The sequence below is a fragment of the Chryseobacterium sp. MYb328 genome, from assembly GCF_037572595.1.
Lineage (GTDB): Bacteria > Bacteroidota > Bacteroidia > Flavobacteriales > Weeksellaceae > Chryseobacterium > Chryseobacterium pennae.
On sequence record NZ_JBBGZQ010000009.1, the window covers coordinates 45841 to 68034 of the forward strand.

The window sequence follows — 22194 nt, forward strand, 5'->3', positions numbered from 1 at the left end:
CCAATTCCCCTTATATTTGAATTGATAAATAAGTTATTTTGGTCAGGATCTTATTTTTAATCGCATTATTTTACGGTTCAGTTTTGAAATCTCAGGATCTGAATCATAAAAAATTCTATGCCCAGATTCATCATAGCTGTGTGGCAACTACCAATGGAGCCTATGATAGATATACTTTTCTGGTCCTGGAATTTAAAAATAATGTAATATATCCGGCGTATTTACAGATACCTTCCGGAGAGCAAAACAGCAAAGATCCTGTTACCTATAAATATGAAAATAAAATATTATATCTTACAAAAACGTTAGGTTTTAAAGAAGATCCGGGAATGATTTTTAAATATGTAAATGGAAATCTGGTTCCACAAAATAAAAAAAGCAAGCTAGGCTTGATTTTTAAACCTTCTTTAAAGAACTATTTTAATAAAATTAAATGAAAAAAATAATATACTTAATCCTTTTTACCGTTACAAGTTCATTGTATTATGGCCAGACTGCAAAGGAAATTATAGATAAAAATATTGAATTATCCGGAGGCCTAACCAATTGGAAGCTTTTAAACTCCGTATTGCTGCAAGGAAAAGTAGTATTGGGAATTAAGGATGAGTATCCTATAAAAATATACCAGCAGAGACCTAATCTTACCAAAACGATCATTGTAATTGGAGGAAAAGAAACTGCGATTGAAGGTTTTGACGGAAACAAAGGCTATGCAATGAACTATGCAGCCAATAAACTTCAGGTGTATCCGGAATATGTACCGGAAAATTTTGATAATGATTTTATTGACTGGGAAAATAAAGGCTTTGATGCCAAATACCTTGGAAAGGAAAAAGTAGGCGAGATCTATTGCCATAAAGTAGAGCTGACCAAGAATGTGAATAAGAATATGTATTATTTTGATACAACCACTTATATGCTTTTAAAGGAAATTAAAAAAGAAGAAACGGTAGTATATTCCGATTATAAAAAAGTAGGAAATCTTACGATGCCTTTCAGAATAGAATCTTCAAGTCCTAAAAAAGATGGTGATTATGTGATGCTTCTTAACAGAATAGATATCAATAAGGTCTTTCCGGCGAATATCTTTAAGTTTTAATTCATCAGCAGTTTCGGCTGCTTAAATTTATAAGAAATGAAAAATATTTTTTTAATGCTGCTTTCTTTCATGGCGTTTCTGCAAAGCTGCACCAATCAAAAAAGTGAAATTTCTCAAGCAAAAACCAAAGAACTTATGGGAAAAACAATATATGACTTTAAAGTAGAAAGCCTTGACGGTAAGGAAATCAACTTTGCTGATTTCAAAGGAAAAAAAATCCTGATCGTGAATACAGCTTCAGAGTGCGGATTTACTCCTCAGTATGCTGATCTTGAAAAACTATATGAAGAATATAAAGACAAATTGGTAATTGTAGGTTTCCCAGCCAATAACTTTGGCGGACAGGAACCAGGAAGCAATGCTGAAATCGGAACATTCTGCCAGAAAAACTATGGAGTAACATTCCCAATGGCAGCGAAAGTTTCTGTAAAAGGAGATGATACAGCACCTATCTTTAAATATTTAACAGAGCAGGAATTAAACGGAGTGAAGAATACAACTGTTCTTTGGAACTTCACCAAATTCCTGATTGATGAGAACGGAAAACTGATTGATACTTATGTAAGTACAACCAAGCCTACAAGTGATGCCATTACAAAGCATTTGAAATAAATAAAAAGTAAATTTATATACAGAAAGTGGATGTTATCATCCACTTTTTTTATTTTTGAATAAATAATAACTCATGAAAAAAATATTTTTTGCAGTTTGTATTGTAGCCGCTTTTTTATCAGGATTTGCCTTTAAAGCAGTTACAGAAAAAGAATCTGATGATCTGAAAAGAGTAACAGGAATTGGTGGTATCTTTTTTAAATCTAAAGATCCAAAAAAAATAAGAGAATGGTATCAGCAACATTTGGGCCTTGAAGTTAATGAATACGGATCTGTTTTTGAATGGTATCAGGGTGCTGATAACTCTAAGAAAGGGTTCAGCCAATGGAGTCCTTTCAGTGAAAAAACAAAATATTTTCAACCTTCTGAAAAAGATTTTATGATTAATTACCGGGTACAGGATCTTGAAAAGTTGGTAGAACAGTTAAAAAAAGAAAATGTAACCATTCTGGATAAAATTGAGAGCTATGACTATGGAAAATTCGTCCATATAATGGATATTGAAGGCAATAAAATAGAGCTTTGGGAGCCTAATGATATTGAATATGAAAAGCTGGGACAAAGTATGGGGAGTAAGACTACAAAATAAATTATATTTTTGTTCCGAATCTTTAAATAAAATACAAACTAAATCAAAGCATCTGTGCCAATCTGCGGGTAAATAAAAATTACCACAGATTGCACGGATTTACACAGATTTTTTAGGATACTATTTTATCATCTATCAATCACCTTATCTGCAAAACAAAAAATATTTCCAAGCTTAATACTGGAGTAGCCATTACTTTTTATCTTAGAAGAATTAATCATAGCTTTTGCTAAAATATCTGTAGGCAAAGGCTTTTGACTTTCCAATAACCCTAGTTTATTCGCAAATTTTATAATCCGGCTGCCCAAAACTTCTCCCGTTCTTTCAGAATCTTTTCGCTCAAGCATTCCGGGTTTAAAAATGGTGATCTTATTAAAATGTAATTGTTTTACAGCGTCTTCCAGTTCTCCTTTCATTTTAGAATAAAAAATCCTTGATTTCGGATCGGCACCATAAGCAGAAACAAGTATATAATCTTCCACATCATTCTCTCTGGCAGCTTTCGCAAATTCATATTGGTAATCAAAATCTACTTTTTTCTGAGCTTCCTTGCTTCCTGCATTTTTCAGAGTAGTTCCCAGACATGAAAATGCAACATCTCCCTTCACCATCTCTTTCCATTCTTCAGGTTTTTCAAAATCCACAACATGAACTTTAAGTCTTTCATTCTCAATGTCAACAGGTTTTCGTACAAAAATATCGACTTCCTCAAAAGCCTTGTCGTTGAGTAACTGATTAACCAGATCTTTTCCTGTAGCGCCTGTAGCACCGATTACTAAAGCTTTCATAACAATAGGGGTTTATGTAATGGTATTTTCTTTCTTAAATTTACTAAATTTGAATAAAAGATAAAAGATAAAAGATAAAAGATAAAAGATAAAAGATCTTATCATTAAATATCTTACCCATCAATCATCATTTATAAATTGTCATTAATCATATTACTCATTATTAATTACTTGTAAAAAACCATGGATGCCAACGAAATACTAGACTATTGTCTTTCCAAAAAAGCAGTTACAGAAAGTTTTCCATTTGACAACGAAACCCTTGTACTGAAGGTAGACACCAAGATGTTCCTGCTAATGAGTCTGGAAAGACAGCCATTATCCATCAATGTAAAGACAGATCCAGAGTGGAGTGCAGAGCTTCGGGAGCAATATTCCCAGATTGAAGGAGCTTACCATATGAATAAAACCCATTGGAACTCTGTTGCAGTAGATGGGTTAAAAAGAGATTTGATCTTAAAACTTATTGATCAGTCATATGATCTGGTTTTTAAATCGCTGACAAAGAAAAGTAGGGAGCTTATTAATAATTCGTAAAATTTTATTTTTGATCAGCATATCGTACCTGTAAGAATTAAATATCATCTTACATTTTTATTAATTCTTATCGTATTCAATCATGTTGGTTTGTAAAAGCAATAGTTGATTTTTGCCATTCCTTAGCATTGCGGTTGCTGTTTTATCCTTTTGGCTAATATTAAATTCTATTGTAGCCTTGGTATTTTTTTGATGATTAAAAAAAGAATCAAACTGTTTAAAGGTTTTTTCTTCATTAAACTCAAAATCTACAGCGCATCGGTTACCGTTTTTATCATACCATTTAATATATACATTTTTAGGAATGCCACGTTCTTCATAGATGTTGTTTTGAAGGGTTTCATCAAAAAATACAAAACGCTCAGCATTGTAAAACCTAAAATCAGCATCAGAGATTTTTATTTCCGGAGATACTACAAAGGTTGGATACCAGTTGTAACGTGTTCGCAATTTGTCCCAATAACCATAAGGGATAGGTTTGTTTTTTGTATGCTGTTGTGTTTTAAAAGGTATAATAGTGGTATCTGTTAATACTTTTTTGCGCCATTCCTGATTAAATACATCTCCATATTTAAGTCCTTCTCCATCAATTATTGGTTTGGTGATATTTACTTTTTCTGCAGAGTAGCGGCCAATTTCTATTTGACGACGCCCGCTGCTGCCAGCCCATACCACTAATATTCCTCCCGGAGCAAAACCCATAATAACACTGTTATAGTTTTCCTGTGTTTTTCTTTTACCTATTTGCTCAGTATAGGGTGTATTGAAGAGCATTTGCAGTTTGTTATAATCAATAGGACTGTTCACTCGGTAAAAACAATCTTCTGCAAATGAATACCAGGTAAGATCCAGTTCCTTGGGGAGTGACATTGTTTTCTTATCTGTATTGCCTCCGTCTTCACCCCATTTTGCACCGTAATTTACAGTATTCCCTTCATTAAAGGTAAATTCATATCTTTCATTATTGGAAAGTAAAAAAATACCTTTGTATAACTGCACGGGATAAGCATCTGGATTACTCATTGAACCACGCCATCCTTCTCCGGTTGCCTTTATATTACCTGTAGAAGCTACTGTTTCTTGTCTTTCATTATGTTGCATAATGTTATATACAATAGAGATAACAACAATATATATGATAATGACCGGAAGTAGCGTTTTGTATGATCTAATGGCCCAGGTTATTAGAATACTGCTGAAAACCGTCAAAAAAATACTCAGGATTAAAATGATGGGAAACATTTCTGAGATAAGATCACCCAAATCAGCATACAGCTTGTGTTCATATTCATCACCTAACGTACTGACAAATAATAAGACAGGCAAAAGCACACAGGAAGTAAGGTAAAATATAAAACCATAAGCCAGTTCAAAGATTATATTGGGCTGATCAAGTAGGTTTAACTTTCTGCGAATGCCATTAAAACAGAAATAGAATAGGGTAATTAAAATAAAATAGGGTGAGCAGAATAGTGCTGCATATACCAGATTTAAATCGGCATTCTGTGTACATAACATGCCCGCTAAACTCAATATGGTAACCAGAATAGCGGAGATAATAGATTTGAAAATCATTTTATTATAGAATATCTATTTTGTTTTAAAGTTAGTACATCCGTTAGTATTTGTTGACTTTCTGCTAGTAGTCCATTCAGTCAGATTATTTACAAAAGATGTGAGGTTTAGTTACAACCTGAAGTGATACTAAGTAAATATAAATAAAATAATAAACCAAAATAGTTTTTATTGATTTATTATTAATGTTTAATAGACTTTTAGTGTATTTTTCAATACTGTTTTAAACTTATTTTTAATTATTTGGCATAAAATATAGGCAATTACTCTTTGTGAAATTAAAATTTTAAAGATATAGGTACGAATTTTGTTGTCAAATAGCTGTGAAATATTAAATTGAAATTAATTAAAATAAGAATAAATGAAAAATCACTTTTTATTATTCATGGCAGCTGGTGCATTGATGCTATCAAGTTGTAATAAAGCAGAAAAGAAAACAGCTCCTGAAGCTTCAGTATCTGAAAAGGTTGCAGAAAATTCTTCTGGTAATCTTAAGATAGAATTTACAGGTACAGAACAATTTACAATCAAAAATCCAAAACTTAAAGTAAGCTTATACGGAATAAGTGAAGGATTACAGGATACTCCTGCCACATTGATTGCAGAAAAGGAATTTGAAGGAAAAGCGATTCCTTTTACGATTGAATTACCATTACCGGCAGATGCTCAAAGCAAAATCAATCCAAAACCTATGAAGGGTGCTAAATATTATATAGCGACTGAATGGGATTCTGATGGTAATGGAAAAGCGAATGAAAAAGGAGATATCTTCATTGATCACGATAAAGCATTTCCGAATGTAAAATTAAATAGTGACACCCAAAAAATCTATGTAAAGATTTTGAAATAAAAAACTAAAAAGGCTATTCATCACTGAATAGCTTTTTCTTTATATCTTAAAAATTAAATTCTTCTGTTAATCGCTTATCTTCGTCTAGTCGCTCAATAAGTTTTTCCAAACCTTCAAACTTTATTTCATCATGAAGAAAATCTCTGAATCTCACAGTGATCTTTTCATCATAAATATCATGGTCAAAATCAAGGATATACACTTCAACGGTTAACTTTTCTCCATTTACCGTAGGATTGGTTCCAATGCTCAGCATTCCTTTATATTGCTGACCTTTTATGTCTACTTCAACGATATAAGCTCCTTTTTTAGGTAAAAGTTTAATAGATTGCGTATCTATATTAGCCGTAGGATAACCTATAGTTCTTCCGATTTTCTTGCCATGAACTACAGTTCCGGAAACAGGGTAGAAGTATCCCAACATTTCATTGGCTTCTTTAATATTTCCCGTTAAAAGTGCATTACGAACCTTGGTAGAACTGATGTTATTTTCATGAATGTTAATAGCTTCCATCTGTTCCACTTCAAAATCTAGTTCTTTGGACAGCTTTTGAAGAAGTTCAAAATTTCCGCTTTTATTTTTTCCGAAAGAATGATCGTATCCTATAATAAGGTATTTCACATTAAGTTTATCAATCAGGATCTGGCGTACAAATTCTTCTCCGGTAAGGTTTCTGAATTCTTCGTCAAACTCCTTCAGAAACAAATTGTCAATGCTGTACTTTTCAATACGCTGTTGCTTTTCCTCTATTGTATTCAGGAGTTTTAAATCTTCATTAGGATTAAAAACAAACCTCGGATGTGGCCAGAACGTAAGGATGGCTGTTTCCAGATTGTTCTCTGTTCCTACTTTAATTAGTTCATCGATAATACTTTTATGTCCAAGATGTACCCCGTCAAACATACCTAAAGACAATGCTAGAGGCTTTTGAGAGGTATAATCTTTAAAATTCTTGAAAACTTTCAAAACGGGAAAAATTTGACTGCAAATATAGATATAATGTAACAATCTATCAATATAACAATGGACCAATATTTTTTTCTGGTAAATAGGTTTGTAAAACTAGTAAATAGTGCCTTTGGTAAATTTCTAAAAAGTATGATAAAAATCTTTTTTTTACCAATTGCGGGTTTATGAAGAATCACTATATTTGCACCAAGAAAAAATTTAGCAATGGCAAACCAAATTAAAGGTAAAATTTCTCAAATTATTGGTCCGGTAATCGACGTTGTCTTCAATGATGTGGAAGCAATTCCATCTATCTATGATGCGTTAGAAATTACAAAAGAAAACGGTGAAAAAGTAGTTTTAGAGGTAGAACAACATATTGGCGAAGATACAGTAAGATGTATTGCAATGGACGCTACTGATGGTCTTAAGAGAGGTCAAGATGTAATCGGATATGGAGATCCTATTACAATGCCAATCGGTGAGGCTGTAAACGGAAGACTATTCAACGTTGTTGGTGATGCTATCGACGGACTTCAAAATATATCTAAGGATGGTGGTCTTCCAATTCACAGACCAGCTCCAAAATTTGATCAATTATCAACTTCAGCAGAAGTTTTATTTACAGGTATTAAAGTAATCGACCTAGTTGAGCCTTACGCAAAAGGGGGTAAAATTGGATTGTTCGGTGGTGCTGGTGTAGGTAAAACGGTATTGATTCAGGAGTTGATTAACAATATTGCAAAAGGACACGGAGGTCTTTCTGTATTCGCCGGAGTAGGTGAAAGAACGAGAGAAGGAAATGACCTTTTGAGAGAGATGCTTGAATCAGGAATTATCAAGTATGGTGATGATTTCATGCATTCTATGGAAAACGGAGGTTGGGATCTTTCAAAAGTAGACCTAGAGGCTATGAAAGAATCTAAAGCAGCATTCGTATTCGGACAGATGAACGAGCCGCCAGGTGCAAGAGCTAGAGTAGCACTTTCTGGTCTTACATTAGCTGAGTACTACAGAGATGGTGGTGAAAGCGGACAAGGTAGAGACGTACTTTTCTTCGTAGACAACATCTTCCGTTTTACACAGGCTGGTTCTGAGGTATCTGCACTTCTTGGTCGTATGCCATCAGCGGTAGGTTACCAACCAACTCTTGCTTCTGAGATGGGTGCGATGCAGGAAAGAATTACTTCAACTAAAAATGGTTCAATTACTTCAGTACAGGCGGTATACGTACCTGCGGATGACTTAACTGACCCGGCTCCTGCAACAACGTTTGCTCACTTGGATGCAACTACGGTACTTGACAGAAAGATTGCTTCATTAGGTATTTACCCAGCGGTAGATCCATTGGCTTCTACTTCAAGAATCTTGTCTCCAGAAGTTATTGGTCATGAACACTATAACTGTGCTCAAAGAGTAAAAGAAATCCTTCAGAGATACAAGTCACTTCAGGATATCATCGCAATCCTTGGTATGGAAGAACTTTCTGAAGAAGATAAATCAGTTGTTTACCGTGCAAGAAAAGTTCAGAGATTCTTATCTCAGCCTTTCCACGTTGCAGAACAGTTTACAGGTATTCCAGGATCTTTAGTAGATATCAAAGATACCATCAAAGGATTCAACATGATTATGGATGGTGAATTAGATCACTTACCAGAAGCTGCTTTCAACTTGAAAGGAACGATCGAGGAAGCTATCGAAGCTGGACAAAAAATGTTAGCTGAAAACGCTTAATAATTAGACATAAAGATATCAGATACTAGACATGAGACTTTAAAGTGTCTGAAATCTGAAATCTGAAATCTTCAAATCTAAATTAAAATGAATATAAAAATTTTAACACCAGAATACGTAGTTTTTGAAGGAGAAGTAAACTCAGTATTATTGCCTGGAAAAAATGGTGAATTTCACATCATGAAAAACCACGCAGGAATTGTTTCTTCTTTAATTGGTGGGAAAGTAAAGCTTTTTACAAACTCTGTAGATGAAGCTTTCGCAAAAAACCTAACCAAAGAAAATGATAAAGACTCTATCTTTTCATATTCTATCAAAAGCGGTGTTGTGGAATTTAATCATAACAAAGGAATTATCCTTTGCGAATAATTAAATGAAAAGCTAAATATATTTTCAAAAAAGTGTAACTTTGGTTACACTTTTTTTATTTCATTTCATGTAAAAGTCTGATTCTATGAAGAAAAGTATAATCATATTCTTTACAATTCTGGGAATTTTCCTCAATGCTCAGAATATCAAAACCAAAAGAGGAATTATCAGTTTAGACGGAATCCCGGTGGCGAAAATATCCAATAAATCCAATGAGTATACCTTCATGGATTTAAAGGAAACACCATTGTATACAATAAAATTTATTGATAAAAGTATTGTTGACTCTGTCAGAGACAGCTATATACAGATTAATAGGGTTTATAACAGGGATAAAACCATTGAAGTAGATTATTCATCACCTTCTGCATTTTCCGGAGAAGAAAAATCTGCGGTGTATACTTCCGTGAAAGATTTTAAAATCATTGATAATAAAGGAATAAACGTAAAGACCCTGGATGAGCTGTTTTCAAATATTCCGAAAAGGAAACTGGACAGTAAAACAAAGGATGCCTATACGATCAGAAAGAAGATTGATAAAATGAATCTGGAAGTCAATAAAGTAGGTGAGATCCTTAGCAATGGAGTTCCTGTCGGTTATTTTACGAATCTACCTGTAAGTTTTGGTTCAGATGATAAAATCATGGAGAAAAGCTTTCTGGATATTGAGATCTATGATGCAAAAAGTAAGCTCATAGGAAGATATATTACAACCACAAAGCAACTGAAAACAGCTGGTGGAAAGTCTTTTACCCTCTTCAAGGAAATGTCCGGAAGAGCATCAATCTTAAAATATCCAACCTATAAAGCACTTGCCGAACGTATGGCCATCATGGATCCCAATTTTATTAAAATCCAGGAAAAGGTAACTGTAGGACCAGTGACAAAAGATACTCCTAATTAAATTGAATCCGTTTAAAAAATACATAAACAAAAACCTTGGAGCAAACTTTCTGAGGTTTTCTTTTATAACCACTTAATTATATAGATTTTTCACTTATTTTGGGGCGTATATTTTTTGCCACGAATGCACGAATTTTCTTTTTTGCTGTGTGTAAAATAGTATATAATTATCTGATAAACCTGTGATATCTGCGGAAACCTTTTCTTTTCCACATTCCTGCAACATGACAAAGGTGCGGATATTTAGATACAGTTCAAAGTAAAAATAATTCAATAGCAACGGGCTTTATCCCGTTTTATAATAAACATAATATTCCATTGGCTTTAGCCAAAACATTACAACAAATCTCATATTGATTTATTTTTAGTATTTTAATCTAAAATAAATTCCAATGAAGAAGATATTATTTTTTGTTGCCTTATTTCTGTTCTCAATGACTCCAGCCCAGAAGAAATTCCAGATAATCTATCAGAATGGGGATTATTATACGGCTTATATTGCTGATAAAAATGGGAAAGTCATCAGGAAACTTGATGATTCATTTGGTTTGAATTATAGACCAGAAACTTTAGGTTATTTTTCTATTTTCTCAATTAAGGGAGAAGATGGTTGGACGGCCATTGACATCAACGGAAAGAAGTTATTTAAAGTTTTGAATACCGAAATAGGAACTATGAGTCCTGATGATATCATTCAAAAAAAGATAAGAATTGTTGATGAAAACAATAAAATTGGATTTGCAGATGAAAAAGGGAGAATAGTTATTAAACCTCGATTTGAGGAAGTATCTTCCTTTTACCATGGAAAGGCTATTATTGGAGAAAAATGCAAAAAAAAATCTTTAAATGACCATCCACAAGAGCAAGGCTGTCAACATTATTTCATTGAATGTGAGAATAATGGATACATCAATACTAAAGGAGAAGTCATCGAATTGGGAAAATACACTTTTGAAGAAATAGCCAATAAGATCAAATGGAAATATGATTACTAAAAGACTCATTCAGAATTTAAAAATCTGCGTCATCAGCAAAATCAGCGAGAGAAAAATAAAAAAATCATTAATTAGAAAATCCCTGAGAAAAATCGCCACAATTTTACAAACTCAAAATCACCCCATTTTCCTTCAATTGCTGCATAGGTTTTGAGAACCAGAACAATTCAAAATCTTCAAAATTTTCTTCAAACTGAGTCTTAAGTTGCTGAACTATAGGTTTTTTCTGATTGTCTATAGAATGTTCTTCCAAAATATTCATCAGCCATTCTGCTTTGTCCTGTTCCATTTCAACCTTAACAATATTGGTTTTTAAGTGGAATGTAAGAAGTGTATATGTACCAGAATATTTCTTTTTATTTTTTATGCGATTCTCAGCGATTACATTTTTGGTTAAAAAGACAACTTTTGAATTTCCTTTAAATTTAAAATCTTCCTCTTCCAATAAACTGTCGTGAATATAATCGGGATGGATTGTTGTTCTTGGAATTTTAAAATCAAACCACTCTTGAAGAGGAAGTTCAAAATTAATTCCGTGCATATAATTGAATAAGGATTTTTTTAAACCCGAACTAAATTTACCATGATTGATTCCGGTCTTGTCCGTAAAATCAATATCATTATTAGCAAATAAAATTTCCTGTTTGATTGGAGTCACTCCAAATTCTTCAGGGTTTAATCCAACAGGTGAATGGGCAGTCATTGCAAACTGATGCCAGAATCCACTTTGAAGAATTCCCATTTCAAATAACTGACGAATCATTTCCATAGAATCAATCGTTTCCTGAATGGTTTGTGTTGGGTAGCCATACATCAGATAAGCATGGATCATAATTCCGGCTTCTGTAAAATTTCTTGTCACTTTTGCAACCTGTTCCACAGAAATTCCTTTATCAATTAATTTTAATAAACGGTCACTTGCTACTTCCAATCCACCGGAAACAGCAACACAACCTGAAAGCTTTAATAAATAACATAAATCACGGGTGAAACTTTTTTCAAAACGAATATTAGTCCACCAGGTAACAACAAGGTTTCTTCGGAGAATTTCAAGAGCAACCTCTCTCATCAAAGCCGGTGGTGCGGCTTCATCAACAAAATGGAATCCGGTTTCCCCTGTTGTTTTAATAAGTTCCTCCATTCTGTCAACCAGAATTTTAGCAGAAATAGGTTCGTAGATCTTAATATAATCTAAAGAAATATCACAGAAAGTACATTTTCCCCAATAGCATCCGTGAGCCATGGTTAATTTATTCCATCTTCCGTCACTCCACAAACTGTGCATGGGATTGGCAATTTCAATGACTGAAATATATTGATCCAGTCTTAAATCTGTATAATCCGGCGTGCCAATATCTACCTGCTTATAATCATGTCTTTTGGTGTTATTCTTATAAACGACTTCCTGATTTTCAAGTAAAAATGTTCTTTTGTATTGGTGTTCTTCGTTTTGCTGAGGATGGCAGACATTTTCACATAGCAGTTCAAGAGGAAGTTCTCCATCATCTAATGTTATAAAATCGAAAAACTCAAAGACTCTTTGATCTTTAATCTCTCTTAATTCAGTGTTGGGGAAACCTCCTCCCATTGCAATTTTAATGTGTGGAAAATTTTTCTTTATAAACTGTGCACTTCTGAATGCAGAATATAAATTTCCTGGAAATGGAATAGAAAAGCACACCAATTTAGGTTGAACAGTTGCTATTTTTTCTCGAAGAATGGTTAAGGTGAAATCATCGATAAATGTTTCTTTATCAGCTAATTTTGAATATAATTCATTAAAAGAATTGGCACTTTTTCCCAATCGTTCGGCATATCTGCTGAAACCGAAATCAGCATCAACATTTTCAACAATATAGTCTGAAATATCCTCCAGATATAGGGTAGCCAAATGTTTTGCTTTATCCTGTAATCCCATGTTTCCGAAAGCAAATTCCATATCATCCAACTGGTTGAAACGGGAAGCTTCAGGAAGAAAGTTCATGCTACAGATCTGTCTTGCCAGTGTAGGAGTTTTCCCCTGTAAAAAAGGAATCACCTGGTCAATGGTTTTTAAATATTCTTCTCTTAATGCATAAATTCTCTGGGAATTTTCAGAAATATTCTGAAGATCAATTTCTTTATTGAAAACTTTTTGTAATCCACCATTTGAAAATAACTCCAAAATAACATCTATTCCTAAATCAATCTGATAACTGGAAATATTTTTAGTATTTAAAAATCCTTTAATATAGGCAGTAGCTGGATAAGGAGTGTTAAGTTGGGTAAAAGGCGGAGTAATAAGAAGTAAGTCTTTCAACAGAAATTTTTTGCAAAGTTATAAGTTTTAAATGCAAAAGAGCAAAAGTTTTGATTAATTATTCACCTAAAAGCATAAAATACTTTTCTCTAATTTCTGTGCCTATTTATGATTACATTTTCCAGTGATAATAAGTCCATTCAATCCCAAATAATCCGGAATGTGTTTCAATATCGAGATCATTTCCTTTCCCAAATTTGTTATAGATCTTTCGGTCTACATCAATTGCCATTGGTTTTACATATTCTTTTAAATAATAAGAGCGAGAATATTGAAGACCATTTTCAGATCTTATGACCTTATTTTTTCTACCCAGAATTTCATATTTCTTATTTTGAATAGTAATGAATTCTTTACCGGGAATGTTTGGATATATATCTGTATATTCGGCTGTTGAGAGATCTTTCCAAAATGCAGGGCTATTCATTTTTTCTTTTGAGACCACTTTTAATTCATGTTTAGTTACCTCATAAGTGCCATCCGAATCTGATCCCTTTTCATTAGAAATAGCTTTGTCAACGATTAAAAATTTTTTCGATACCGGTTTTGAAAAATCAAAAGACATATTAACTGCTAAAAAGAATGGTATACAATAATAAGTCATAGTCTGTAAGATATTCTGATTATTGGCTGACATATTTTTTGACTTAATAAAAAGAGATCCTATTACCGGTAAAATAAATAAAAGAAAATTAGTGATTAAAGTAAAATTATAAAATTCAAGAATTTTCCAGAGTATAAGAAAATATAGAATAGGTGTAGTGAGGAACAGAAGCTTATAAGAGGTTAATTGATCAATATTTCTCCTATCTGTATCATTCATGAAAAACCTTAGCCAGGGAATACAAAAAATAACAATACATAGAATCCTGAAGGGTATTGACAATGGGTCTGAAAATAACAAAACGATGCAGAAAAGTATTCTTGTAATTAAAGAAAAAACGATCTTCAAAATAAATTTCATATTGTATTTGCCATCAATTTGTTGAGTAAATATAAAAATTTTCTTGAAAAATAGCCCTATATTATTAAAAAGGAATGTTTTAATAATCAGTTTATTATAAAGAGCTGAAACATGAGAAAAAAGTAGAGCTGAAAGATATTATTTTTTTTAAATGTATAATAATTGTTAGTTTTGGATGCTGGATTTTGTGTATAATCCAATAGACGGTTAATAAGAAAGTAAAAGGAAAAAAGATAACAAAATGACTGATGTATTTGAAAATTACCTATTCTCGAAAGGATCACTATTAGCAGAGGAAATCAGCTTTTCTGCGAAGTTCTTCAAACCGATCCACTTAAAAAAGGGTGATTTTTTTATTCATGAAGATGAAACCTGCCGCCATATTGGATTTATCGCTAGTGGAGCTGTAAAAGCATATGCTATTGACAAAGAAGGAAAGGAAAATATAACCTGCTTCAAGTTTGAAAATGAATTCGTGACCTCTTTTCAGGAGTTTGTGATGCAAGAAAAATCCAGAAGGAGTGTCAGAGTTATTGAAGATAGCGTAATCTATAGAATAAACTATCCGGACTATCAACATCTGCTTAGCCAGGTGACCGCCTGGAACGGAGTTATACACTCGGTAATGGAGCAGGAGTATAGTCAAAAGGAAAGTTATCTGTTGAATTATAATAACAGGTCGGCTGTGGATAAATACCGTAGTGTTCTGTCTAACGAACCGATGCTTGCCCAGCGCATAACGACGCAAGATCTGGCATCATACCTTGGCATTACACAAAGATCGCTTACGCGGGCAAAAGGACAAATACATAAGTCCAATATATTATAGACAAATGTCCTTATACAAGTATGGATCGGTGATGTAGATTTGCATAAAAAAACTATGCTACGTCAGATTGCTCCCGAAGTGTTCCAGATTTCACTGATGCCACGAAACAGTATCAACTGCTATATTATTGAAGGTATATTGGTAGACTCCGGAATCAGGAGTTCGTATACGAGTGTAAAGAAAGCTCTCCAGAAAATTCCCGTTTATCAACATGTACTTACCCATGCTCATGCAGACCACCAAGGTTGTAGCGATCAGATATGTACTGAGTTTGCGATCCCCTTACTTTGCCATCCGGACGAAGTTTTGAGGACTGAAACGGGGATGGTAACCAAAGACTATCCAAATCCGGAACATTGGATAGCAAAGCTTCAACAAAAGTATTGGGCAGGTCAGGGAAATAAAGTAGAACGCACAATCGTTGAAAATGATAGGATCGGAAATTTTCGGGTAATAGAAACGCCTGGACATTCGCCAGGTCATATTTCTTTATTCCGTGAGCAAGATGGTGTACTGATAATCGGAGATGTGGCAACCAATATGAACCTGCTTACTACAGCGACCGGTTTGCGGCTTCCCCCAAATATATTCACCTCGGATCAGCAACGCAATATCCAATCACTCCAGAAGTTGGCAAAACTGAATCCATCCATTATCTGCTTCGGTCATGGACCTGTCATGCGAAATACAGATCAGAAGTTTGAGAAGTTTGTGGCTAAATATAATTTACAATAGATTCACCAGGGCTTTCTTCCTTTCTTCTCTTATAAAACGGATGCAAAAAATTATTTAAACACAGCATCGGGTGTATTTTTATTGATGAAATGAAGAAAAGCCCCTTCATCAAAATAGCCATTTTTATCTATAATTTCAGGATGCAGGAATTCTGCTTCATTAGAACCATCCAAACTTATATTTTCAATAAATCTTCCTTCTTTTCCCTCAATTACATTGTGAAGACTTATTAAATATTTTGAACGGATACTGCCTTCTGCAACGGTATAATGTCCGTTTTCTGCAATAAGTGAACTGGTTATATTTCCATTACTAAAAGTTTCATTATCATTACCCGATGCTCCAAACAAAAGATTACAGGAAAGGTTTCCTGAACAATAAAGTGAACCGTTGACAATAATATTTTTTGCCTGTATATTTCCAATAACAATAAGTATAACATAATCCTCAACAAAAAGATTTTCGGAAAGGGTAATGTCTTGTTCAAATAAGATGATTTTATAGCCTTCTCCATCTTCTGTTATTAAATCAAGAGAGGTTGAATGCATGTGCTCTGCAAGGGTAATTTTAGGGGTATTATCATCATTATTTTCCTCTAAAGATGCTGCTTTTATCTTTTCTGCGGTTTCCTGATCCAGCATTTCAAGAAATTCTGAAAGATCTTCCTCATCTGAAGAATGATCTTCAAAAAAAGTAAAATCTAACGTTGATGAAACTGTAGAATAAAAATTCTCAGATTGATTTTTAAGCCGGGTATATAATTGATCTTTTGTGAGTTGTTGTAATTCTTTCATAAACTTTAGCTATACTGCACCTACTTATTCTAAAGAAAATAGATAGATGCAATATAAGGAGATCAATTTTGTTATGCCAGAAAGCCAAATTTATTCTCAAACAATTTTCCTATCACAGGAATAGGTTTTCTCTGTTCATTAGCTGCATTAATAATCCCGAACACCCATAAGATTAATAAAATCAATCCAATATAATTTAAAAATGATAAAACAGGAAGAATTGAAACTGTAATTGAAAGAATAATATTGACAACCACAGTTAGAAGAAAGAACCCCAAACCTTGTTCCAAATGATAATGGGCCAGGTCATTTTTAGTGGATAAATCTTTGCTTTTAACGTAAGCGATAATCCAGCCGATAATCGTTACATAGCTTAAAATAGAAATTGTTTTGCTGTTCATATTAAAATATTTTCTGCCAAAAATAAGAAGGAGGTTTTCACCTGTCAAGAGCTGATTGGTTTATTGCTGCTTTGAATTGGTATTCTGTAGGTCCTGGCAAAAAATGGTTTCCAGTCAATTTTATTCTTCTCTCATGAGTTTAAAAAAAGCCTCTTTCTTTGCCCTTGATATCGGAATGCTGGCACCATTTTCCATTTCTATCATACCTTCCCGGGAATAGCTTACAATATATTGGGTATTAATAAGATGAGATTGATGTACCCGAAAAAAATCAGGGGGAAGCAGAATACTTTCGTAATTTTTAAGAGGTTTGGAAATCATAATTTTCTTTCCATCATTCAGGTAAAAAGTAGTGTAGGAACCTGATGTTTCACAATGCATGATCTGGCTGATCTTCACCACATGCATCGCCTCCTGAGTAGGAAGAATGATTCTTTGTGGGGTTTTGTGCATATTATGACTGAGTTCGCTTATTTGCTGTTCTTCAAAGAATCGCTCCTTTAGTCCTGAAATTCTGTCGATAGCTATTTTGAGTTCTTCAGTATCAATAGGTTTTAGTAAATAATCCAAAGCACTGAACTTAAACGCCCGGATAGCATATTCTTGATAAGCAGTTGTAAAAATCAAATGAAATTTCCGGTGAGAAATTTTTTGCAATACATCAAAACCGGTCCCGTTTTTTAGCATAATATCCATGAAGACAAGATCCGGCTGAAGCCTGTCAATCAGTTTTGCTGCTTCATCAGCGCTTTCAGCATAACCAATGATCTGTATTTTATCCGGAGCTATCATCTCCAGCATAATAGACAATGCTTCCCGTAGGTGATATTCGTCTTCTATGATGATTGTTTTGTACATACTTTATAATATTGGAATAGATAATGTGACCATACAACCTTGCTGACCATCTTTGTCAATTGTAAGTTCTCTGACTTCAAGTTTTGCCTGTGAATTATCTTTAAGCATAAGAAGCAGTCTCTCATCCGTAATTTTAGTTGAAAGAGAGCGATGGGAATCATCTGTTTTCTGCCTTCTGGAAGCGGTAAGCCCAATTCCATTGTCTTTAATAGTACAGATAAGAAGATTTTCTATTGGCCTTTCTTCAAAAGTAATAAATAATATTCCTTTTTGAAATACCTCCAAAGGTTTAAGACCATGCTCAATCGCATTTTCAACAAATGGCTGTATTAAAAGAGGCGGAATAGGAAGCTGCTGATCTACAGAATCATTGCATTGTATATGGTAATCAAAACTTTGATTCAGGCGAAGCTGCTGGAGTTCGATATAATTTTTCAAAGTGAGTGTTTCTTCTTCAAGAGTGACTGTTTCCATTCTGGATTGTTCCAATACACGACGGCTTAGCTTGGCAAATTTTCCAAGATACAACACTGCAAGATCTGTATCTTTTCTGAGGATCATTCCCTGGATATTCCCTAATGCATTGAATATGAAATGAGGATCCATCTGAGACTGTAGCAATCGCCTTTCGAGAGATAACTTCTCTGCTAAGTTTTCGAGCGTTTCCTTTTCAAGAAGCTCCATTTTAAGCTTATTATTAGTCTGTTGCTGTTGAAGAAAATCTTCTCTTTTCTGATGATAGCGTTGCCGGAAGTAGTAAGATCGGTACATAAAGACCAATCCAATCAGTAAAACGGCGGAAATTCCATATCCTAATAATTGATTTTTTTTCTGAAGTTTATTTTCCTGTTCCAACTGTTTAATGCGAGCTATTTTCTTTTCAGATTCATATTTGGCATCAGTATTTTGAAGGATCTGTTGAGTAGATTCATCATACTTTAGTTTATTATATTTGATGAAAGATGCATCATATTCAAAGTAGGCTTTATAGTCTTTTTCTTCAGCAGCAATATTTTTCAGACATTCATAAAATGCTGCCAAAAGATAATTGTCCTTGTAGGGAAGACTCTGCTGATAGGCGATTCCTTCCTTGAACAGATTTTCTGCGGTTCTGTATTCTCCTTTTGATACATAATACTGCCCGCGCAGGCCCATAGAACTTCGGTAAACTCCTTTTATTCCATATTGTTTACCAATCACTACAGCTTTTTCCAATGCTGAAAGAAATGAATTTTCATCAATAGGTTTCGGTCCGTTCATATATAAAGCTGCCAGGTTAATATAAGCAATTCCGATATTGCTTTTACTGTCTATTTTCGCCTCATTTTTTTCAATAAAATCAATAGTTTGCTTAAAAAAAGAAACTGCTTCCTGCCAACGGTTATTTTCTCCTGCCGCAATAAGGTCAGAAAGATAACTTCCTACTGCAAGCCGGGCATGGAGAATACTTTCCGGATTTCCGGATTTTTCTGCAAATGAAAGCCCTTCATCAGCATATTTTTTTACTTTATCAGAAGAGTCTGGTGAGAAAAGATAGGAAATGTCAGCTCCGAGTTTAGCTGATTGGTCGTAGCTCTGCATTGTATTAAACAAGGCATAGGCTTCCAGAAAGAAAGTAAGTGCCTGTGTTTTATCATCAGTATACGATTTAAGGTAGCCCATAGCAGTATTGGAAAAAGCTTTTGCACGATTGCTTTTTATGGAGCTTGCAATATCATAAGATCTTTCCGCATATTTAGTGAATTCTTTGAGATGGAGAAGACGTTTATGGGTTAGGGCGAGATAAGCACTGCAAATAGCTTCATCCTCTTTATTTCCTGTTTTTTGAGCTGTTTGAAGAGCTGCCATCTGAATGGTAAGACTTGTCATTGAATCAGTAAATCTTTTGGAATATCCTTCACTGGCTTCATGTTCTATAGCTGATACTTTCTGAGCTTTTATAGTGCCCATAGAAATCCAGCAAAATAGAAAGCAAAATAAGATGTTGGTTATATTGTTTTTTTTCTTCACTATGTAATTGATTCGTATGGCTAAAGTATAAATTGTGGAAGTATTGACAAAATAGCAATAGGTTTAAAATGCAGATTTTAAGAGAGAATTTGAACCAAACTAAGCATGTTACAGCTAATTTTTTTCCGAATACCAATTCAGAATATACAAATACCAATTGATGCTGGTGAAAGCACGTTTGAATATTTAATCTTGCATAGAATATAATGTAATAACCATGAAAACTATATATAAACTTCTGATCTTTATTCTTTTATTTCTCCCTGTTAAGTTTCTGTTTTCTCAGCAGCCGGATGAAAAACGAATAAACATTGAAGTATCCGTGAAGGATGGAAAAAACCAGATTGTTTCTGCTGTGAAATCCTATACAATATCTTATAATAAAACGCTGATAACTCCTGAAAACAATAAAACCAATGAGGTGAAAGCATTTTATATATCATTGGATTTTGAAAAACAGGATATTCCACTTTTAAAGGCATTTGTACAAAACAAAACCGGCTTGGATGGGCAGATTACAATAACAGATACCTTCGGAAAATTACCAGCCCGGAAAATTGAATTTAAATCAGCGGTCATGGACCTGATGACAGACCAGACAACAGGGGATTATCATGGTATGTTTATGAATCTAAGCTGTAATGTCCTTATTATTGATGGATTGAAAATAGAACATTAAGACTCACAAATGATGAAAAAAATACAATATATGTAATGCATTAAAATTTCTGAAATGAGGTATGTACAGTTTAAAGATATCAAGTATAAATTTCCTAAAGACAGTTGGCTGTATTGGCGCAATGAAAAACATGATGGTGAATTTGATGAAAATTGGGTGATTTATGTTGAAGATACTTTTGAAGTAGAAAATTTGAACCTGGATGATCCTTTTACTATTTTTAATACCATAGAAAATTTAACTGACATCAATCAGGAAGCCTGTATAGCTGTGCTTATTGATGGAAATTTTAAAGCAGAAAATATCTATAATAACGAATCAGACGGTTCTATTTGCCTGTGTGTATTGGGAAATCTTGACGCAGATAATATGATTGTTGGCGGACAGGAATTATATATTACAGGAAATCTGAATATAAAAGAATGTTTCTGGGGTAATTATAACCATGGAGATCTTATTGTAAAAGGAGAAACAAAAACCAGAGTCTTTGTAGCAACGGAAGGTTATCACTATGATTATAAAAAAGAACGGGTAACAGCTGAATTTTTTCTTTGTGATGAAGAGGAAGAAGATGGAATTTTCGACCGCACATTTCCAGAAGCTGTTTTTTCTGAAGAAATACTATATACAGAAGATGAAGTAGAGGAAGACGATCTTTTTACCTGGAATGCCTGGCTTTCCCGTTCTGAGGCTATCAAAATGTTGGAAAAAAACGATTCCATTATAAAGAAAGATATTCATGTTATTTCAAAAGAAGAACAAAAGAACACTGAACTTTCTTCTATTCCAAAGTGTTTTGAAAATACAGTGTTTAATGGCTTTTCATCTTTTATTTTACAGCTAGATAACTTTCATAAGCTGATGAATATTGTAAAGTTACATAAAGAAGAATATCAGTATTATACTTTCGAAGATTACGAAGTACAGCTCCACCCTGATACAGAAGAAGGACAGGCTCATGTCATGTTTACCCATGTATCAGGCTTTATATTTTTTATCTGCATAGTAACGGATGAAAATGAAGGAGAAGTAATCTCAGCAGTATATCGTGAAAACGAAGAATCTTCTTTTATAAATGTTTTTCAACAAGGAACAACTTTGCATTATATCACTTCATTGAATATTCTTTGGAATGATCTTCTTACAAGAGCTGAGCGTGGTGCTTACTTCTATAATAAATTTCTGGAAACCGTTAAGCCTGAAGAAATTCTCAGTTTTCTAAACCTACCAATAGTACAGGAAAAGTATAACGATTATAAAGATGCGGATAAAAATAATTTCTGGTATGGCGGATATTGTTTCCTGATGCGCAGGCATGGCGAAAGAGGATTGGCAGGAAGTATTGATATAGGGAAGGAGAGGGAAGCAGAGACTTTTGATATGAGAACCTACTGCTTCAGACCAGATGAACTTGATGAGCCTGAAAGATGCAACCTTTTTTACGCTTCAAGCCAGGAAAACCTTAGTGATGACAGTTACTCAGGTAACGGAGAAGTATTTAAAGTATTTCTTTACGATTGGGAGTTGTTTAGAGAATCAACAGAATGGTATCCTAAAGTAGGAAAGGCATTTACAGCAATGAATGAAGAATATCTGGAAGAAAAGAATATATAAACCTAAAGACA

At 33.7% G+C, this 22194-nt stretch carries 23 protein-coding genes; 14 read left to right on the top strand and 9 right to left on the bottom strand.

All coding sequences use genetic code 11. The features are described 5' to 3' along the window. Window positions 1-38 precede the first annotated feature (38 nt). The 4 genes from WH267_RS10955 (at window position 39) to WH267_RS10970 (ending at window position 2300) form a co-directional block, all read left to right on the top strand. Window positions 39-437, top strand: a complete 399-nt coding sequence (locus tag WH267_RS10955; RefSeq protein WP_340008156.1) for a hypothetical protein — start codon at window positions 39-41, stop codon at window positions 435-437. Further along, entirely contained in the window at window positions 434-1099 is a 666-nt protein-coding gene (locus WH267_RS10960) for a histidine kinase (RefSeq protein ID WP_115971431.1), read from the top strand. The genes WH267_RS10955 and WH267_RS10960 overlap by 4 nt, the downstream gene beginning before the upstream one ends. A gap of 36 nt (window positions 1100-1135) precedes the next feature. Next, on the top strand, window positions 1136-1711 hold the full coding sequence (locus tag WH267_RS10965) for a glutathione peroxidase (RefSeq protein ID WP_115971432.1): 576 nt from the start codon (window positions 1136-1138) through the stop codon (window positions 1709-1711). A gap of 73 nt (window positions 1712-1784) precedes the next feature. After that, window positions 1785-2300: a VOC family protein gene (locus WH267_RS10970; protein WP_317126192.1), complete on the top strand. Its 516-nt coding sequence runs from the start codon at window positions 1785-1787 to the stop codon at window positions 2298-2300. A gap of 128 nt (window positions 2301-2428) precedes the next feature. On the opposite strand, the gene WH267_RS10975 is transcribed toward WH267_RS10970, so the two are convergent. Further along, complete coding sequence (locus tag WH267_RS10975) at window positions 2429-3088, bottom strand: NAD(P)H-binding protein (protein WP_115971433.1); 660 nt, start codon at window positions 3086-3088, stop codon at window positions 2429-2431. Window positions 3089-3271: 183 nt separating this feature from the next. On the opposite strand from WH267_RS10975, the gene WH267_RS10980 reads away from it, so the two are divergent. After that, on the top strand, window positions 3272-3625 hold the full coding sequence (locus WH267_RS10980; protein ID WP_115971434.1) for an MmcQ/YjbR family DNA-binding protein: 354 nt from the start codon (window positions 3272-3274) through the stop codon (window positions 3623-3625). A 60-nt stretch (window positions 3626-3685) separates the two neighbouring features. Here WH267_RS10980 and WH267_RS10985 read toward each other — a convergent pair whose 3' ends face one another. After that, window positions 3686-5200 (bottom strand): DUF2931 family protein, encoded by a 1515-nt coding sequence (locus WH267_RS10985; protein WP_340008161.1) that lies wholly within the window; start codon window positions 5198-5200, stop codon window positions 3686-3688. 361 nt (window positions 5201-5561) lie between these two features. On the opposite strand from WH267_RS10985, the gene WH267_RS10990 reads away from it, so the two are divergent. Next, on the top strand, window positions 5562-6050 hold the full coding sequence (locus WH267_RS10990) for a hypothetical protein (RefSeq protein ID WP_340008163.1): 489 nt from the start codon (window positions 5562-5564) through the stop codon (window positions 6048-6050). A 46-nt stretch (window positions 6051-6096) separates the two neighbouring features. Here WH267_RS10990 and WH267_RS10995 read toward each other — a convergent pair whose 3' ends face one another. Then, window positions 6097-7017, bottom strand: a complete 921-nt coding sequence (locus tag WH267_RS10995) for a bifunctional riboflavin kinase/FAD synthetase (RefSeq protein ID WP_340008165.1) — start codon at window positions 7015-7017, stop codon at window positions 6097-6099. Window positions 7018-7224: 207 nt separating this feature from the next. Between WH267_RS10995 and atpD the strand changes: the two genes are divergently transcribed. The 4 genes from atpD (at window position 7225) to WH267_RS11015 (ending at window position 11000) form a co-directional block, all read left to right on the top strand. Then, window positions 7225-8733, top strand: a complete 1509-nt coding sequence (gene atpD, locus WH267_RS11000) for a F0F1 ATP synthase subunit beta (protein ID WP_340008167.1) — start codon at window positions 7225-7227, stop codon at window positions 8731-8733. Between the two features lie 87 nt (window positions 8734-8820). After that, entirely contained in the window at window positions 8821-9102 is a 282-nt protein-coding gene (locus WH267_RS11005) for a FoF1 ATP synthase subunit delta/epsilon (RefSeq protein ID WP_115971439.1), read from the top strand. A gap of 85 nt (window positions 9103-9187) precedes the next feature. Further along, on the top strand, window positions 9188-10006 hold the full coding sequence (locus tag WH267_RS11010; protein ID WP_340008169.1) for a hypothetical protein: 819 nt from the start codon (window positions 9188-9190) through the stop codon (window positions 10004-10006). 391 nt (window positions 10007-10397) lie between these two features. Continuing rightward, a complete protein-coding gene (locus WH267_RS11015; RefSeq protein WP_340008171.1) occupies window positions 10398-11000 on the top strand; it encodes a WG repeat-containing protein in 603 nt (200 codons plus the stop codon). A 103-nt stretch (window positions 11001-11103) separates the two neighbouring features. Here the strand turns inward: WH267_RS11015 and WH267_RS11020 are convergent, their stop codons facing one another. Further along, entirely contained in the window at window positions 11104-13299 is a 2196-nt protein-coding gene (locus tag WH267_RS11020; protein ID WP_340008173.1) for a B12-binding domain-containing radical SAM protein, read from the bottom strand. 112 nt (window positions 13300-13411) lie between these two features. Then, window positions 13412-13936, bottom strand: coding sequence for a hypothetical protein (locus WH267_RS11025; protein ID WP_340008175.1), 525 nt, complete (start codon window positions 13934-13936; stop codon window positions 13412-13414). Between the two features lie 568 nt (window positions 13937-14504). Between WH267_RS11025 and WH267_RS11030 the strand changes: the two genes are divergently transcribed. After that, complete coding sequence (locus WH267_RS11030; protein ID WP_340008177.1) at window positions 14505-15092, top strand: Crp/Fnr family transcriptional regulator; 588 nt, start codon at window positions 14505-14507, stop codon at window positions 15090-15092. A 54-nt stretch (window positions 15093-15146) separates the two neighbouring features. After that, a complete protein-coding gene (locus WH267_RS11035; protein ID WP_340008178.1) occupies window positions 15147-15827 on the top strand; it encodes an MBL fold metallo-hydrolase in 681 nt (226 codons plus the stop codon). Between the two features lie 50 nt (window positions 15828-15877). Here the strand turns inward: WH267_RS11035 and WH267_RS11040 are convergent, their stop codons facing one another. The 4 genes from WH267_RS11040 to WH267_RS11055 form a co-directional block, all read right to left on the bottom strand. Further along, complete coding sequence (locus WH267_RS11040; RefSeq protein ID WP_340008179.1) at window positions 15878-16621, bottom strand: hypothetical protein; 744 nt, start codon at window positions 16619-16621, stop codon at window positions 15878-15880. A 71-nt stretch (window positions 16622-16692) separates the two neighbouring features. Next, the gene (locus WH267_RS11045) at window positions 16693-17022 is read right to left on the bottom strand and encodes a DUF4870 domain-containing protein (RefSeq protein WP_340008181.1); all 330 of its coding nucleotides are present in this window, start codon (window positions 17020-17022) and stop codon (window positions 16693-16695) included. A 120-nt stretch (window positions 17023-17142) separates the two neighbouring features. After that, window positions 17143-17880: a LytR/AlgR family response regulator transcription factor gene (locus WH267_RS11050; RefSeq protein ID WP_340008183.1), complete on the bottom strand. Its 738-nt coding sequence runs from the start codon at window positions 17878-17880 to the stop codon at window positions 17143-17145. A gap of 3 nt (window positions 17881-17883) precedes the next feature. After that, window positions 17884-19830, bottom strand: coding sequence for a sensor histidine kinase (locus tag WH267_RS11055; RefSeq protein ID WP_340008185.1), 1947 nt, complete (start codon window positions 19828-19830; stop codon window positions 17884-17886). A 277-nt stretch (window positions 19831-20107) separates the two neighbouring features. Between WH267_RS11055 and WH267_RS11060 the strand changes: the two genes are divergently transcribed. Both WH267_RS11060 and WH267_RS11065 read left to right on the top strand, forming a co-directional pair. After that, a complete protein-coding gene (locus WH267_RS11060) occupies window positions 20108-20569 on the top strand; it encodes a hypothetical protein (protein WP_340008187.1) in 462 nt (153 codons plus the stop codon). Between the two features lie 54 nt (window positions 20570-20623). Beyond that, entirely contained in the window at window positions 20624-22183 is a 1560-nt protein-coding gene (locus tag WH267_RS11065) for a hypothetical protein (protein WP_340008189.1), read from the top strand. The last annotated feature ends 11 nt before the right edge of the window (window positions 22184-22194 follow it).

Excerpts from the sequence above, each read along its gene's own strand:
- WH267_RS10960 (WP_115971431.1), top strand. The coding sequence starts at position 434 with ATGAAAAAAATAATATACTTAATCCTTTTTACCGTTACAAGTTCATTG.
- WH267_RS10965 (WP_115971432.1), top strand. The coding sequence starts at position 1,136 with ATGAAAAATATTTTTTTAATGCTGCTTTCTTTCATGGCGTTTCTGCAA.
- WH267_RS10970 (WP_317126192.1), top strand. The coding sequence starts at position 1,785 with ATGAAAAAAATATTTTTTGCAGTTTGTATTGTAGCCGCTTTTTTATCA.
- WH267_RS10975 (WP_115971433.1), bottom strand. The coding sequence starts at position 3,088 with ATGAAAGCTTTAGTAATCGGTGCTACAGGCGCTACAGGAAAAGATCTG.
- WH267_RS10980 (WP_115971434.1), top strand. The coding sequence starts at position 3,272 with ATGGATGCCAACGAAATACTAGACTATTGTCTTTCCAAAAAAGCAGTT.
- WH267_RS10985 (WP_340008161.1), bottom strand. The coding sequence starts at position 5,200 with ATGATTTTCAAATCTATTATCTCCGCTATTCTGGTTACCATATTGAGT.
- WH267_RS10990 (WP_340008163.1), top strand. The coding sequence starts at position 5,562 with ATGAAAAATCACTTTTTATTATTCATGGCAGCTGGTGCATTGATGCTA.
- atpD (WP_340008167.1), top strand. The coding sequence starts at position 7,225 with ATGGCAAACCAAATTAAAGGTAAAATTTCTCAAATTATTGGTCCGGTA.
- WH267_RS11005 (WP_115971439.1), top strand. The coding sequence starts at position 8,821 with ATGAATATAAAAATTTTAACACCAGAATACGTAGTTTTTGAAGGAGAA.
- WH267_RS11010 (WP_340008169.1), top strand. The coding sequence starts at position 9,188 with ATGAAGAAAAGTATAATCATATTCTTTACAATTCTGGGAATTTTCCTC.
- WH267_RS11015 (WP_340008171.1), top strand. The coding sequence starts at position 10,398 with ATGAAGAAGATATTATTTTTTGTTGCCTTATTTCTGTTCTCAATGACT.
- WH267_RS11025 (WP_340008175.1), bottom strand. The coding sequence starts at position 13,936 with ATGTCAGCCAATAATCAGAATATCTTACAGACTATGACTTATTATTGT.
- WH267_RS11030 (WP_340008177.1), top strand. The coding sequence starts at position 14,505 with ATGACTGATGTATTTGAAAATTACCTATTCTCGAAAGGATCACTATTA.
- WH267_RS11035 (WP_340008178.1), top strand. The coding sequence starts at position 15,147 with ATGCTACGTCAGATTGCTCCCGAAGTGTTCCAGATTTCACTGATGCCA.
- WH267_RS11040 (WP_340008179.1), bottom strand. The coding sequence starts at position 16,621 with ATGAAAGAATTACAACAACTCACAAAAGATCAATTATATACCCGGCTT.
- WH267_RS11045 (WP_340008181.1), bottom strand. The coding sequence starts at position 17,022 with ATGAACAGCAAAACAATTTCTATTTTAAGCTATGTAACGATTATCGGC.
- WH267_RS11050 (WP_340008183.1), bottom strand. The coding sequence starts at position 17,880 with ATGTACAAAACAATCATCATAGAAGACGAATATCACCTACGGGAAGCA.
- WH267_RS11055 (WP_340008185.1), bottom strand. The coding sequence starts at position 19,830 with ATGGGCACTATAAAAGCTCAGAAAGTATCAGCTATAGAACATGAAGCC.
- WH267_RS11060 (WP_340008187.1), top strand. The coding sequence starts at position 20,108 with ATGAAAACTATATATAAACTTCTGATCTTTATTCTTTTATTTCTCCCT.
- WH267_RS11065 (WP_340008189.1), top strand. The coding sequence starts at position 20,624 with ATGAGGTATGTACAGTTTAAAGATATCAAGTATAAATTTCCTAAAGAC.